Here is a 14,352-nt window from a genome sequence, read left to right as displayed (position 1 = left end):
GTGTGGTTCCCTGGTCAGCACCGGGCGAGGGGGACCAGCGTGGCCCAGGGCAGCACACCACAGATCCAGTCGCCGCTGAAGATCGTGGGCATCGGCGGTTCCACCCGCAGCGGGTCGCAGAGCGAGCGGGCCCTGCGGGTGGTGCTGGCCGCCGCGCGCGAGCTGGGCGCGGAGACCACCGTCGTCACCGGCGCCGACCTGGTGATGCCGTTCTACGATCCCGCCCTCACCGAGCGCACCGACGCCGCCCGCGCCCTGGTGGACGCGGTGCGCGAGGCCGACGGCGTGGTGCTGTCCAGCCCCGGCTACCACGGGACGATCTCCGGTCTGGTCAAGAACGCCCTGGACTACGTGGAGGACCTGCGCCAGGACGCCCGCCCCTACCTGGACGGGCGGGCGGTGGGCTGCGTGGCCACCGCCTACGGCTGGCAGGCCTCGGTCACCACGCTGACCGCGCTGCGGTCGGTGGTGCACGCGCTGCGCGGCTGGCCCACCCCGCTGGGGGCGGCCGTGAACTCCGCCGTCGCCCGCTTCGACGACGACGGCGGCGTCAGCGACGCCACCGTGGCGAACAACCTGGGGCTGCTGGCCGCCCAGGTGGTCGGCTTCGCCCGGCAGCAGCCGGGCCGGCCGCTGGGCAGCGAGGCAGGGCGCTAGACCTTCGCAGCCTGGCAGGCGGCGCAGCAGCCCCAGAAGACCAGCTCTGCCTCGTCCACGACGAAGCCGTGGTCCTCCGAGGGCGTCAGGCAGGGTGCCGCGCCGGTGGCACAGTCGATGTCGGCGATCGCCCCACAGGACCGGCACACCTGGTGGTGGTGGTTGTCCCCGGCCCTGGTCTCGTACAGCGCCGGGTACCCGGCCGGCTCGATGCGTCGGACCAGTCCGTGCTGGACGCAGACCCGCAGCACGTCGTAGACGGCCTGGGTGGAGACGCGACCATGTGCCTCACGCACCCACGAGGCCACCATGTCGGCGGTCGAGTGCGGGTGCTCCTGCAGCGCGGTCAGCACCGCCACCCGGGGAGCGGTCACCCGCAGCCCCACCTGGCGCAGCATGGCGCGAGGGTCGAGGTGAGCGGTTTGCAGGTCCATCTGCCCGAGTGTCCGCGTCTCTTTGGAACCGTGCAAGTCTGTCCTCACGGTCCACACCCCCCCGGGGGCGACTCAGCCTGCGGCAGCGAGCAGCTCCGCGATCTGCACGGTGTTCAGCGCGGCACCCTTGCGGAGGTTGTCGCCGCTGACGAACAGGGTCAGTCCCCGCCCGTCGGGCACGCCCTCGTCCTGGCGCAACCGGCCGACCAGGCTCACGTCGCCGCCGGCGGCAGCCAGCGGGGTGGGCACGTCGACCAGCTGCACTCCCGCAGCGTCAGCCAGCAGCTCCCGAGCCCGCTCCACCGACAGCGGCCGGTCGAACTCCGCGCTGATGGACAGCGAGTGGCCGGTGAACACCGGGACCCGCACACAGGTGCCGGACACCAGCAGCTCGGGGATGCCGAGGATCTTGCGGCTCTCGTGGCGCAGCTTCTGCTCCTCGTCGGTCTCGAAGGAGCCGTCGTCGACCAGCTTGCCGGCCATGGGCAGCACGTTGAACGCGATCGGGGCCACGTAGTTGTTCGGGGCGGGGAACTCCACCGCGCCACCGTCGTGGGTGAGCTGCGCGGCGTCGGCCGCCACGGCCTGCACCTGCGACTCCAGCTCGGCGACGCCGGACAGGCCGCTGCCGGAGACCGCCTGGTAGGTGCTGACCACCAGGCGGCGCAGACCGGCCTCGTCGTGCAGCACCTTGAGCACCGGCATGGCGGCCATGGTGGTGCAGTTGGGGTTGGCGATGATGCCCTTGGGCAGGTTCTGCAGGTCCTGCGGGTTGACCTCGCTGACCACCAGCGGCACCTCGGGGTCGCGGCGCCACGCCGAGGAGTTGTCCACCACGGTGACGCCGGCAGCGGCGAAGCGCGGTGCCTGCGCCCGGGAGGTGGTGGCTCCGGCGGAGAACAGCGCCACGTCGAGCCCGCTGGGGTCGGCGGTGGCCGCGTCCTCCACCACGATCTCCCCGTCCCGCCACGGCAGCTTGGTGCCCGCCGAGCGCGCGGAGGCGAAGAAGCGCAGCTCCGCCAGCGGGAAGTCACGCTCGTCCAGCAGTCGGCGCATCACGGCACCGACCTGCCCGGTGGCGCCGACCACGCCGACGCGCAGGCCGGCACCCGAGTCGTGGGCGCTCATCGGCCCGTGCCCCCGTAGACCACGGCCTCGTCCTCGCCGCCCAGCTCGAAGGCGCCGTGGATGGCCTGCACCGCGTCGTCGAGCTGGGTGTCCTTGCACAGCACCGAGATGCGGATCTCCGAGGTGGAGATGATGTCGATGTTCACCCCCGCCTTGGCCAGCGCCTCGCAGAAGGTGGCGGTGACGCCGGGGTGGCTGCGCATGCCGGCCCCGATCAGCGACACCTTGCCCACGTGGTCGTCGTAGAGCACCTGGGTGAAGCCGATCTCCGCCTGCAGCTTGGTCAGCTTCTCCACGGCGGTGGGGCCGTCGCTGCGCGGCAGCGTGAAGGTGATGTCGGTGGTTCCGGTGGAGGCGCCGGAGATGTTCTGCAGCACCATGTCGATGTCGATCTCGGCGTCGGCGACGGCACGGAAGACCTGCGCGGCCTTGCCGGGGCTGTCCGGCAGACCGACGACGGTGACCTTGGCCTCGGACCGGTCGTGCGAGACGCCGGTGAGAATTGCCTGCTCCAATGGAATGTCCTTAATCGATCCGGACACCACGGTGCCCGGCTTGGTCGAGTAGGAGGAACGCACGTGCACGGGAACGTTGTAGCGCCGGGCGTACTCCACGCAGCGCAGCATCAGCACCTTGGTGCCCGCCGCGGCCATCTCCAGCATCTCCTCGTAGGTGACGGACTCGAGGCGCTTGGCGTCCGGGACGATGCGCGGGTCGGCGGAGAACACGCCGTCGACGTCGGTGTAGATCTCGCAGACGTCGGCCTCCAGCGCCGCGGCCAGCGCCACGGCGGTGGTGTCCGACCCGCCGCGCCCCAGGGTGGTGACGTCCTTGCTGTCCTGGCTCACGCCCTGGAACCCGGCGACCAGCACGATCGAGCCCTCGTCCAGCGCGGCGCGGACCCGGCCCGGGGTGACGTCGATGATGCGAGCCTTGCCGTGCGAGCCGTCGGTGATGACGCCGGCCTGGGAGCCGGTGAAGCTGCGGGCCTCGGCACCGAGGGAGTGGATGGCCATGGCCACCAGCGCGTTGGAGATGCGCTCGCCAGAGGTGAGCAGCATGTCCATCTCGCGGGCCGGGGGCACCGGCGACACCTGGCGGGCGAGGTCGAGGAGCTCGTCGGTGGTGTCGCCCATGGCGGACACCACCACGACCACGTCGTCGCCAGCCTTCTTTCGGTCGACGATCCGCTCGGCCACGCGTCGGATCCGCTCGGCGCTGCCGACCGATGATCCGCCGTACTTCTGCACGACGAGCGCCACGCCGTCAACCTCCTGGAATGGTCGAGCTCAGGGTGAATGTCCGGGCCGACTCTACCGATGCCGCGCGGCGGCGGTGGCGCTCGCACCGCAGCCAGGTGGTTCAGCGACCGCGTGTGCCCTGTTCAGGAGGGGTGTGGGCGGCTGTCCACGAAGGATCTCAGGGCGCCACCACCGGCGAGTAGCGCGAGGCGTCGCCGGCCACCACGCGGCTGTGCTCACCGCTCGGGCTCACCGGCACGTCACCGGCCAGGGTCACTCGGTGCAGCCGGCGGTACTGGTTGTCGTAGTCGGCCACCGCGTAGTGCTGGGTGCTGCGGTTGTCCCAGAGGGCCACGTCGCCGAGCTCCCAGCTCCAGCGCACCGTGTTCTCCAGCCGGGTGATGCGGTCCTGCAGCAGCGTGTAGACGGCCTGGGACTCCTTGGTGCCCAGCCCCACCAGGGCCTTGACGAACTGGCCCAGCAGCAGCGACCGCTCGCCGGTCTCCGGGTGCACCCGCACCACCGGGTGCACCGTCTCGTAGTAGGAGGACTGGAACTCCGCGCGGTGGGCGGCCACCGCGGCGCTGCGCACCTGCTCGGCGGCCTCCGCCGCGTAGTCGTAGACGTTGGTGTGCACCGCCCACAGGGTGTCGGCCAGTGCCCGCAGCGGGGCGGGCAGCTGCGCGTAGGCAGCCACCGTGGAGGCCCAGGTGGTGGTGCCGCCGTAGGGCGGCAGGGCGATCGCCCGCAGCACCGACGCCTTGGGCACGCGGTCGACGAAGGTGACGTCGGTGTGCCAGCTGTTGGCGGTGCCGTGCTCGGAGTCGATGGGCAGCACGTCTGCTCCCAGCGAGGCCACCGTGGGGTGTGCCGCGGTGGGCACGCCGAGCAGGCTGGCGAACGCCCGCTGGCCCGCGTCGTCCAGGTGGTGCTGGCCGCGGAAGAACAGCACCTCGTGCTCCAGCAGGGCCCGGTTGATCGCGCGCACGGTCTCCGCATCCAGGTCACCACCCAGCGCCACCCCTTCCACCCGGGCCCCGATGTGGGCGCCGAGCTTCACCACCCGCAGGTCGGTGGTGGTGGTGCTGGTGCTGGTGCTGGTGCTGGTGCGGGTGTGGTCGGCGAGCGTCATGGTGCGACCTTTCGGGGTGCGGGTGGGACCGCCCTCCAGGTCACCCGCTGAGCGCTCTCCCGCCAAGGGTTGGCCGCACGCTGATTTGAACTCGCGAACCGCTCAGGAGGCGCCTGCGGGCGCGGGGTCGCCGGAGATGAACGGGGTGCGCACCACCTGGGAGCCGTCCAGGGCGCGAGGGGTGAGCAGGCCGCGGCGCTCCAGGACCGGGCGCACGCCCTCGCCGAACTGGTAGGTCTCCTCCAGGTGGGGGTAGCCGGAGAGGATGAAGTGGTCGCAACCCACCGCGGCGTACTCCGCGATGCGCTCGGCCACCTCCTCGTGCGAGCCCACCAGCGCGGTTCCCGCCCCACCACGCACCAGGCCCACGCCGGTCCACAGGTTGGGCGAGATCTCCAGGGCACGGGCGTCTCCGCTGCCGGTGTAGCTGGACCCGCCGCCGTGCAGCTCGAGCATCCGGCGCTGACCCTCTGACTCCGAGCGGGCCAGGTTGCGCTGGGCCGTGGCCACCGTCTCCGGGTCGAGCGCGCCGAGCAGGCGGTCGGCCTCGGCCCAGGCCTGCTCGGCGGTGTCGCGGCTGATCACGTGCAGCCGAATGCCGTAGTCGAGGGTGCGCCCCTGCGCCTGTGCCAGCCCGCGGATCCAGTCGATCTTGGTGGCGACCGCGGCGGGCGGCTCACCCCAGGTGAGGTAGGTGTCGGCGAACTGCGCGGCCACCGTGCCCGCCGCCGGGGACGACCCGCCGAAGAAGATCGGCGGCACCGGGTCGGGAAAGCGGCCCAGCACGGCGTTCTCCACCTGCACGTGCTCGCCGGAGAAGGTGACCGGGCCGGTGTTGGCCCACAGGCGGCGGATGACGTCGAGGAACTCCCCGCACCGGGCGTAGCGCTGCTCCTTGTCGTGGAAGTCGCCGTAGGTGCGCTGCTCGGCGGACTCCCCACCGGTGACCACGTTGAGCAGCAACCGGCCCTGCGACTGCCACTGGAACGTGGCCGCCATCTGCGCGGCCAGCGTGGGGCTCATCAGGCCCGGGCGCAGCGCGACCAGGAACTTCAGCGTCTCGGTGGCGTCGATCATCATCGCCGTGGTCAGCCACGCGTCCTCGCACCACTGCCCGGTGGGGGTGAGCACCGCCTCGAAGCCGTTGGTCTCCGCAGCCGCGCCGATCTGGTTCAGGTACTTCAGCGTCGCGGGTCGGTCCCCGGACATGGAGCTGCCGTGGCCCCCGGCCATCAGGTTGCGGGAGTCCCCGTAGGTGGGGAGGAACCAGTGGAAGCGCAGCGACATCAGGGCCTCTTCGACGACGGGTCAGAACTAGCCCAGTCAAGAGCATCTCAGCGCGGCCGCGCACCTCTGCACGCAGTTTTTCTCTGCGTGATTTGAACTCGACGCCGGCGGCAGCGACCACGTTAGCGTCGCCCTTCCCTGCCCGAACCACCCCCGCGATTGGCTGCGCATGACCACTCTGTCCGACGTCCAGCCGACGCCGGGAGGTGCGGACGAGAGCGCCGAGGACCGGCGCAAGCGGCTGCGCACCGTCGTGGCCGCCAGCCTGCTCGGCACCACCATCGAGTGGTACGACTTCTTCCTCTACGCCACCGCGGCCAGCCTGGTCTTCAACAAGATCTTCTTCCCCGACACCAGCTCCACCGTGGGCACGATGCTCGCCTTCGCCACCTTCGCGGTCGGCTTCGTGGTGCGCCCGGTCGGCGGGGTGGTCTTCGGCCACGTCGGCGACCGCATCGGCCGCAAGAAGACCCTGGCGCTGACCATGGTGCTGATGGGCGTGGCCACCGCCCTGATGGGCGTGCTGCCCACCACCGCCCAGATCGGCGTGCTGGCACCCATCCTGCTGCTGCTGCTGCGGGTGCTGCAGGGCTTCGCCCTCGGCGGGGAGTGGGCCGGCGCGGTGCTGCTGGCGGTGGAGCACAGCCCGCCGGGCAAGCGGGGCCGCTTCGGCTCCATCCCCCAGATCGGCCTGGCCCTGGGCCTGGCCCTGGGCACCGGGGTGTTCGCGCTGCTGCAGGTGGTCTTCGACGAGGAGCAGTTCCTCAGCTACGGCTGGCGCATCGCGTTCCTGCTGAGCCTGGTGCTGGTGGTGGTGGGCATCGTGGTCCGCCTGGCGGTGGAGGAGACCCCCGCCTTCCGGGAGGTCGAGCACCTGCAGCAGCGCTCCACCGCGCCGTTCAAGCAGGTCTTCACCGGCCGTCGCAACATCCGCAACAGCATCCTCGGGCTGCTGTCCCGGTGGGGCGAGGGCGCGGCGTTCAACACCTGGGGCGTCTTCGCCATCACCTACGCCACCGGCACGCTGGCCATGAACAAGGTGTCGGTGCTGCTGGCGGTGACGGTGGCCTCGCTGGTGATGGCCGTGCTGCTGCCGGTCTCCGGGCTGCTGGTGGAGCGCCACGGCGCCCAGCGGGTGTACCTGGCCGGCATCGCCGCCTACGGCGTGCTGGTGTTCCCGGTGTTCGCGCTGTTCCACACGGGCAACCTGGCGCTGTTCGGGCTGGGCCTGATCCTGGTGTTCGGCATCGTGCACGCGCTGTTCTACGGCGCCCAGGGCACCCTCTACGCCAGCCTGTACCCCACCGAGATCCGCTACACCGGCCTGTCGGTGGTGTATCAGTTCTCCGGCATCTACGCCTCGGGCCTCACCCCGCTGATCCTCACCTCGCTGATCGCGGCCACCAACGGGGCGCCGTGGCTGGCCTGCGGGTTCCTGGTGGCCACCTCGGTGATCAGCGTGGTCGCGACGGTGCTGATCCGCCCGCGTGACCTTCACCTGTAGCGCCGATCGCTGCTAGATTCGCTGCCATGTCCTGGAACCCCGTGCGCGTCACCTACGTGACCGTCGCGCTGGGGTGCCGGCTGCCTCGACCGCGAGCGCTCGGAGACCGAGTGGCGCACTGTCCCGGCTGCTGCTGAGTGCCCTCGGCACCACACAGCCGCCCGACGTCGCCCATCCCTCCCCCGCGACCAGTCGTCGCACCCCGAGCGGAGCCGCCAGCTCCCCGTGGGGCCGGCGGTCGCACGCCGCTCCCTGAGGACCCATGACCGCCGCCTTGCACCAGCCCACCAGCCCGACTGCGTCACCCGTAGCCACCCGCCGCCTGCACGTGAGCACCCCGTCGCTGCAGCTCTCCACCACGCCCGCTGCCGCGGTGTTCCGCACCGTCCGCCTGCGGGGACCGCTGTTTCGCGACGCCGTGGCCACGGCCACCGGGCTGAGCAGCGCCACGGTCAACCGCCAGGTCGGTGCGCTGCTCGCCGCCGGCCTGCTGCGCGAGCGTGCCGACCTCTCCCCCGCGGGGGCCATCGGCCGGCCCCGGCTGCCCGTGGAGGTCAACCACACCGCCTTCGTCACCGTGGGGCTGCACATCGGCTTCAAGGTCACCGTGGTGACCGCGCACGACCTGCACGGACGCATCATCGGTGGACTGCAGCTGACCACGGTCCCCGACCCCGGTGCCAGCGTGCCCGAGATCCTCCGCGCGATCGGCCTGCGAACCAAGCGGTTCCTGGCCCGCTGGGCGAGCCGGCGGGTGCTGTGGGCCGGCGTGGCCATCGGCGGCCGGGTGCACCCCAACGGCCGGGTCGACCACCCACGGCTGGGGTGGACCGACGCCCCGGTCGGGGAGGTGCTCAGCGCCAGCCTGGGCCTGCCGGTCTCGGTGGCCCCGCACGTGGAGGCGATGGCGGCAGCCGAGCTGATGCTCACGCCGGAGACCAGTCCCCGCGAGTCCACGCTGTACTTCTACGCCCGCGAGATGGTCGGGGTGTCGCTCACCATCAACGGCGCGGTGCACACCCCCACGTCGGGTCCGGGCACGCTGGGGCACCTGCCCACCGGTGGCACCACCCTGCTGGACCCCCGTCGCACCGGCCGCCTCGAGGCCGCGGTGGGTGACACCGGGCTGGTCGACGCCGCGGTGGCCGTGGGCCTGGCGGTGACCGACATCGCCCAGCTGCACGAGCAGGCTGCGGCGGGGCAGCCGATGGCCGTGGCCCTGCTCAGCGAGCGCGCCCTGGTGCTCGGCCGGGCGGTGGGCCTGATCAGCGACATCATCAACCCCGACCACATCATCCTGGGCGGCCAGGCCTTCACCGACGCTCCGCAGACGCTGCGCGAGGTGGCCGCGGCCATCAACACGCACTCGGCTGCACCGCAGCGCGACGTGCGGGTGACGGCTGCCGGCGAGCACGTCCAGCAGCAGGCCGCCGGCGCGGTGTCGCTGGCCGCGGTGTTCTCCGAACCCCTTGCAGCGCTGCGCCACACCGCCCTCTAACGTCGGAGCCGCGGCCCACCACGGCGCGTCTTGCGCCCGCGGGTATCGTGGCGGGCATGCAGCGTGCGCTCCTGCTTAGCCGCCGCGACGGGGTCTGAGTCCAGACTGGCTCCCCGGCGCGGGTTCTTGGCGCACGCGCCGTGCCGGTCGATCACCCGCCACACCTTCGGAGCCCCACGCACATGCCAAACCATGACTCCTTCGTCTCCACCGGTGCGTCCAGGACCGGACGCATCAACACCCCGTCCCGGCCTGCCCCGGCCGACCAGCCCCGGTGGAACACCCAGCGTGGCTCGTCGATGCCCACGCACCGGTACCGCTCCTTCGCCGACGAGGTCGAGCGCATCTCCCTGCCCGACCGCACCTGGCCGGAGAAGGTCATCGACCGGGCACCGCTGTGGGGCGCGGTGGACCTGCGCGACGGCAACCAGGCGCTGATCGACCCGATGAGCCCGGCCCGCAAGCGCCGGATGTTCGACCTGCTGGTCTCCATGGGCTACAAGGAGATCGAGGTGGGCTTCCCGGCCGCGAGCCAGACCGACTTCGACTTCGTCCGCGAGCTGGTCACCGAGAACGCCATCCCCGACGACGTCACCATCCAGGTGCTCAGCCAATGCCGCCCGGAGCTGATCGAGCGCACCTTCGCCGCGTGCGAGGGCGCCGAGCGCGCCATCGTGCACATCTACAACTCCACCTCGATCCTGCAGCGCCGCGTGGTGTTCCGCGCCGACCGTCCGGCCATCACCAAGATCGCCACGGACGGCGCCGAGCTCACCCTGCGGCTGGCCGAGCGCTACCCCGACACCCAGTGGCGCTGGCAGTACTCGCCGGAGTCGTTCACCGGCACCGAGCTGGGCTACGCCGCCGAGATCTGCAACGCCGTCACCGAGATCTGGCAGCCCACCCCCGACCAGCCGGCGATCATCAACCTGCCCGCCACCGTGGAGATGGCCACGCCCAACGTCTACGCCGACTCCATCGAGTGGATGCACCGCAACCTGGCGCGGCGCGACTCGGTGATCCTCAGCCTGCACCCGCACAACGACCGCGGCACCGGGGTGGCCGCCGCCGAGCTGGGCTACCTGGCCGGCGCCGACCGCATCGAGGGCTGCCTGTTCGGCAACGGGGAGCGCACCGGCAACGTCTGCCTGGTCACCCTGGGCCTGAACCTGCTCAGCCGCGGCGTCGACCCGCAGATCGACTTCTCCGACATCGACGAGGTGCGGCGCACGGTCGAGTACTGCAACCAGCTGCCGGTGCCCGAGCGCCACCCCTACGGTGGCGACCTGGTCTACACCGCCTTCTCCGGCTCGCACCAGGACGCCATCAACAAGGGCCTGGACGCGATGAAGGTGGCCGCTGACGAGGCGGACTCCACCGTGGAGGACATCACCTGGGAGGTGCCCTACCTGCCGATCGACCCCAAGGACGTGGGCCGCACCTACGAAGCCGTCATCCGGGTCAACTCGCAGTCGGGCAAGGGCGGCGTCGCCTACATCATGAAGACCGACCACCAGCTGACGCTGCCGCGCCGGCTGCAGATCGAGTTCTCCCAGAGCGTCCAGCGGGTCACCGACAACGAGGGGGGCGAGGTCAGCCCCAAGGCGATGTGGGACGTCTTCTCCGAGGACTACCTGGACCTGGTGAGCCCGCTGGAGCGCATCAGCCAGAAGGTCACTGCCGCCGAGACCGACGACGGGCTGGACACCATCACCGCGAAGGTGCTGCTCAACGGCGCGGAGCACGAGATCACCGGCACCGGCAACGGCCCGGTCGCGGCCTTCGTCGACGCCCTGGGTGAGCTGGACTTCGACGTGCGGGTGCTGGACTACTCCGAGCACGCCATGTCCGCCGGCGGGGACGCCAGCGCGGCGGCGTACGTGGAGTGCGCGGTGGGCGAGACCGTCGTCTGGGGGGTGGGCATCGCGCCCTCCATCACCACGGCCTCGCTGCGAGCGGTGCTCTCCGCGGTGAACCGGGCGGCCAGTCGGGCCTGACCCACCCATCGCGCCCGCGCGAGCGGCACAGGACAGAGCTGACCCCCGGCGCCTCGCGCCGGGGGTCAGCTGTCTGTCGGGGGTGGCGCGGCCAGGCTAGCTCTGGCGGGCCTTCCGCGCGGCCTCGTCGGCGGCGATCTGACGGTCGGCCTTCTCCTTCTGCAGCTCGGCGAAGGTGGCCTTGTCCACCGGCGCAGCAGGCGCGGCAGGCTCGCTCACCAGGCTGGTCTCGTCACCGGGGGCGGCCGGCACTAGGTCGATCGCCTCGAGCGCGGCCGCGGCGTCGGCGCGGGCGTTCTCCGCCTCGATCTTCTCGGTGAGGGCGTCCGGGTCGAGCACTGGCGCGGGACGCACCTGCGGGGCGGGCTTCACCGGCTCGGCGGTGGGGACAGGGCGCGGCTCGTCCTTGGGCAGGGTGGTGCTCGCCGCCTTGGCCGCGGCGTCCTGCAGGGTGGGCGCGGGCTTGTCGGCGGGGGCGGGCTTCTCGCCGTCGCCCTTGAGGCGGGTGCCACGCTCGATCAACGACTCGTCCTGCAGCACCATGCCCACCAGCTGGTCAGCGGTGCCCAGCAGGCGCGAGGTGGTGGCCCGCGGCTCGGCGCCGGCCGGCACGAACCGGTCGATCACCTGCTCCTGCACCAGCGTGAGCGGCAGGCGCACGGCGGTGTAGGCCGGGCGCAGCGCAGTGAGTGCCAAGCTCGAGACGTTCACAGGCGATCATCTCCATCTCGCGGTGTCCGCGACATCGGGGGGGTGCAGGGCGGGCGTACGCACAGCTGCAGGCGGACCACCGCGAAAGGGCCGTCGTGCACCCTCAGCAAGGCCCACCAGCAAGATTCGAACGCTACCCATGTCTGGAGCACCCCGCCACCGGGTGAGCCGACCCGGCAGCCGCCTCGCCCGGCGGCTACATCGCCCGGCGACCCGACAGCGCCCGGCCCAGAGTCACCTCGTCGGCGAACTCCAGGTCACCACCCATCGGCAGCCCGGACGCCAGCCGGGTGACGCTCAGTCCCGGGAAGTCACGCATCATCCGCACCAGGTAGGTGGCGGTGGCCTCGCCCTCGGTGTTGGGGTCGGTGGCGATGATCACCTCGGTGACGTCGACGCCGTCCTCCTGGTTGCCCAGCCGGGCCAGCAGCTCCCGGATGCGCAGCTGGTCGGGGCCCACCCCCGACATGGGATCCAGCGCCCCGCCCAGCACGTGGTAGCGCCCCCGGAACTCCCGGGTGCGCTCCACCGCCTGCACGTCCTTGGGCTCCTCCACCACGCAGATGATGCTGCGGTCACGACGCAGGTCGGCGCAGATGCGGCAGGTCTCCTTCTCCGAGACGGTGCCGCACACCACGCAGAACTGGACGCCGTCGCGCACCTTCTGCAGGGCAGCCTGCAGCCGCGCGATGTCCGCCGGCTCCACCGTCAACAGGTGGAAGGCGATGCGCTGCGCACTCTTGGGGCCCACGCCGGGCAACCTGCCCAGCTCGTCGATCAGGTCCTGAACCGGGCCTTCATACATTCGGGTCGAGCACTCACATTCCCGGCAGGCCCAGCCCGCCGCCGCCACCAGCCAGCGGTCCCATCAGCTGGGCCGCCTTCTCCTGCGCCTTCTGGCTGGCGTCGGCGATGGCACCGATCACCAGGTCCTGCAGCGTCTCCACGTCCTCGGGGTCGACCACCTTGGGGTCGATGCCGAGGGCGATCACGTCACCAGTGCCCGTCACCGTCGCCGTCACCAGGCCGCCGCCGGCCTGGCCGGTGATCTGCGTCTGCGCCAGCTCGGCCTGGGCGCTCATGAGCTGTTCCTGCATCTTCTGTGCCTGCTGCATCAGCTGCTGCATGTCGGGCTGGCCACCGGGTTGCACGGATTCAGGTCCTCTCGGTGAGACGCACGCGAGTCCAGGCCGGACTCGTGCCGACAGCGCGGGGGGTCGGCTGTCGGTTCCCGAGGGTAGTCCGCAGCAGACCGCGCAGCGCCATCCGCCGTCGGTGGCGGGTCGAGACTCACCGGCGCGAGACATGCGCCGGACCACCGTGCGGGTCTAACCTGACACGAGTGCAAACGCCTGTGCCCGCCGCCACGGGAGACACCGCCGGCCACGACGCCGCCGTGCGGCAGCTGATCGCCTCCTACCGGGCCATTCCTCGCGATGCCACTGTGCGCCTGGCCAAGAAGACCTCCAACCTCTTCCGCGCCCGGGCTGCCGCCAACGCCCCTGGGCTCGACGTCTCCGGGCTCACCGGCGTCCTGCACGTCGACCCGGTGAACCGCACCGCCGACGTCGCCGGCATGTGCACCTACGAGGACCTGGTCGCCGCGACCCTCCCGCACGGGCTGGCTCCGCTGGTGGTGCCCCAGCTGAAGACGATCACCCTGGGCGGGGCGGTCACCGGGCTGGGCATCGAGTCGACCAGCTTCCGCAACGGGCTGCCGCACGAGTCGGTGCTGGAGATGGACATCCTCACCGGTGCGGGCGAGGTGCTCACCGTGACGCCCGACGGCGAGCACACCGACCTCTTCCACGGCTTCCCCAACTCCTACGGCACGCTCGGCTACTGCACCCGGCTGCGCATCGAGCTGGAGCCGGTGCAGCCCTACGTGGCGCTGCGGCACCTGCGCTTCACCGACCTCGACCAGCTGCAGCAGCAGATGGACCGCATCGCCTCCGCCGGGGAGCACGACGGCGTGCGGGTGGACTACCTCGACGGGGTGGTCTTCACCGCCGCGGAGAGCTACCTGACCCTGGGCACCCTCACCGCCGAGCCAGGTCCGGTCAGCGACTACACAGGCCGGAACATCTACTACCGCTCCCTCCAGCAGCGCAGCACCGACCGGCTGACCATCCACGACTACCTGTGGCGCTGGGACACCGACTGGTTCTGGTGCTCCCGCGCGTTCGGGGCGCAGAACCCCACGATCCGCCGCTGCTGGCCCAAGCGACTGCTGCGCAGCTCCTTCTACTGGAAGCTGATCGCGCTGGACCACAAGTACGACGTGGCCGACCGGCTGGAGGCCCGCAAGGGCCGGCCCCCGCGCGAGCGCGTGGTGCAGGACGTCGAGGTACCCATCGAGCGCACGGCGGACTTCCTGCGGTGGTTCCTGGACACCATCCCCATCGAGCCGCTGTGGCTGTGCCCGCTGCGGCTGCGCGAGGTCGCTGGGGCCACCGGCACCGAGGCCGGCCGGCGCACCTGGCCGCTGTACCCGTTGCACCCGGGCCGGACGTACGTCAACGTGGGCTTCTGGTCGTCCGTCCCGGTGGATCCGGCCGGGCCGGAGGGCGCGACGAACCGCAAGATCGAGGAGATCGTCACCGAGTTCGACGGCCACAAGTCGTTGTACTCCGACTCCTACTACACCCCAGAGACGTTCGCCGAGCTCTACGGCGACAGCACCTACCGGGCGCTCAAGCGGCGCTACGACCCCGAGTCAAGGCTGCTCGACCTTTACGCGAAGGCTGTGCGGAGGAAGTAGGA

Annotated in this window: 13 protein-coding genes; 5 read left to right on the top strand and 8 right to left on the bottom strand. The window is 71.4% G+C overall.

The genetic code is table 11. From position 1 onward, the window contains the following. Nucleotides 1-39: 39 nt before the first annotated feature. Nucleotides 40-657, top strand: coding sequence for an NADPH-dependent FMN reductase (locus tag AC3YO9_RS05860; protein WP_489982442.1), 618 nt, complete (start codon nt 40-42; stop codon nt 655-657). Here the strand turns inward: AC3YO9_RS05860 and AC3YO9_RS05855 are convergent. From AC3YO9_RS05855 to AC3YO9_RS05835, 5 genes are all read right to left on the bottom strand, one after another. Next, entirely contained in the window at nt 654-1,091 is a 438-nt protein-coding gene (locus AC3YO9_RS05855) for a Fur family transcriptional regulator (protein ID WP_127781777.1), read from the bottom strand. The two genes, AC3YO9_RS05860 and AC3YO9_RS05855, sit on opposite strands and share 4 nt — an antisense overlap. A 72-nt stretch (nt 1,092-1,163) precedes the next feature. After that, entirely contained in the window at nt 1,164-2,219 is a 1,056-nt protein-coding gene (locus AC3YO9_RS05850; protein WP_489982441.1) for an aspartate-semialdehyde dehydrogenase, read from the bottom strand. Continuing rightward, on the bottom strand, nt 2,216-3,481 hold the full coding sequence (locus tag AC3YO9_RS05845; protein WP_127781775.1) for an aspartate kinase: 1,266 nt from the start codon (nt 3,479-3,481) through the stop codon (nt 2,216-2,218). Before AC3YO9_RS05845 ends, AC3YO9_RS05850 begins: the two co-directional genes overlap by 4 nt. Before the next feature lie 157 nt (nt 3,482-3,638). Further along, complete coding sequence (locus AC3YO9_RS05840) at nt 3,639-4,592, bottom strand: TauD/TfdA dioxygenase family protein (RefSeq protein ID WP_489982440.1); 954 nt, start codon at nt 4,590-4,592, stop codon at nt 3,639-3,641. A 102-nt stretch (nt 4,593-4,694) separates the two neighbouring features. Then, nucleotides 4,695-5,879: an LLM class flavin-dependent oxidoreductase gene (locus tag AC3YO9_RS05835; protein WP_489982439.1), complete on the bottom strand. Its 1,185-nt coding sequence runs from the start codon at nt 5,877-5,879 to the stop codon at nt 4,695-4,697. Between the two features lie 169 nt (nt 5,880-6,048). Between AC3YO9_RS05835 and AC3YO9_RS05830 the strand changes: the two genes are divergently transcribed. The 3 genes from AC3YO9_RS05830 (at nt 6,049) to leuA (ending at nt 10,878) form a co-directional block, all read left to right on the top strand. Continuing rightward, complete coding sequence (locus AC3YO9_RS05830) at nt 6,049-7,383, top strand: MFS transporter (RefSeq protein ID WP_127781772.1); 1,335 nt, start codon at nt 6,049-6,051, stop codon at nt 7,381-7,383. A gap of 262 nt (nt 7,384-7,645) precedes the next feature. Then, nucleotides 7,646-8,881, top strand: a complete 1,236-nt coding sequence (locus AC3YO9_RS05825) for an ROK family protein (RefSeq protein WP_489982438.1) — start codon at nt 7,646-7,648, stop codon at nt 8,879-8,881. Nucleotides 8,882-9,063: 182 nt separating this feature from the next. After that, a complete protein-coding gene (gene leuA, locus AC3YO9_RS05820) occupies nt 9,064-10,878 on the top strand; it encodes a 2-isopropylmalate synthase (RefSeq protein ID WP_127781770.1) in 1,815 nt (604 codons plus the stop codon). 96 nt (nt 10,879-10,974) lie between these two features. On the opposite strand, the gene AC3YO9_RS05815 is transcribed toward leuA, so the two are convergent. From AC3YO9_RS05815 to AC3YO9_RS05805, 3 genes are all read right to left on the bottom strand, one after another. Next, on the bottom strand, nt 10,975-11,574 hold the full coding sequence (locus tag AC3YO9_RS05815; RefSeq protein WP_489982437.1) for a hypothetical protein: 600 nt from the start codon (nt 11,572-11,574) through the stop codon (nt 10,975-10,977). A gap of 211 nt (nt 11,575-11,785) precedes the next feature. Then, nucleotides 11,786-12,394, bottom strand: coding sequence for a recombination mediator RecR (gene recR, locus AC3YO9_RS05810; RefSeq protein WP_127781768.1), 609 nt, complete (start codon nt 12,392-12,394; stop codon nt 11,786-11,788). A 13-nt stretch (nt 12,395-12,407) separates the two neighbouring features. Next, nucleotides 12,408-12,740: a YbaB/EbfC family nucleoid-associated protein gene (locus AC3YO9_RS05805; RefSeq protein WP_127781767.1), complete on the bottom strand. Its 333-nt coding sequence runs from the start codon at nt 12,738-12,740 to the stop codon at nt 12,408-12,410. Between the two features lie 191 nt (nt 12,741-12,931). Between AC3YO9_RS05805 and AC3YO9_RS05800 the strand changes: the two genes are divergently transcribed. Next, the gene (locus AC3YO9_RS05800; RefSeq protein ID WP_489982436.1) at nt 12,932-14,350 is read left to right on the top strand and encodes an FAD-binding oxidoreductase; all 1,419 of its coding nucleotides are present in this window, start codon (nt 12,932-12,934) and stop codon (nt 14,348-14,350) included. Nucleotides 14,351-14,352: the final 2 nt, after the last annotated feature.

The sequence above is a fragment of the Rhodococcus sp. Z6_132 genome, assembly GCF_058133635.1.
The sequence above is the reverse complement of the archived record's forward strand: the minus strand, read 5'-3'. Positions and strand labels throughout refer to the sequence as shown.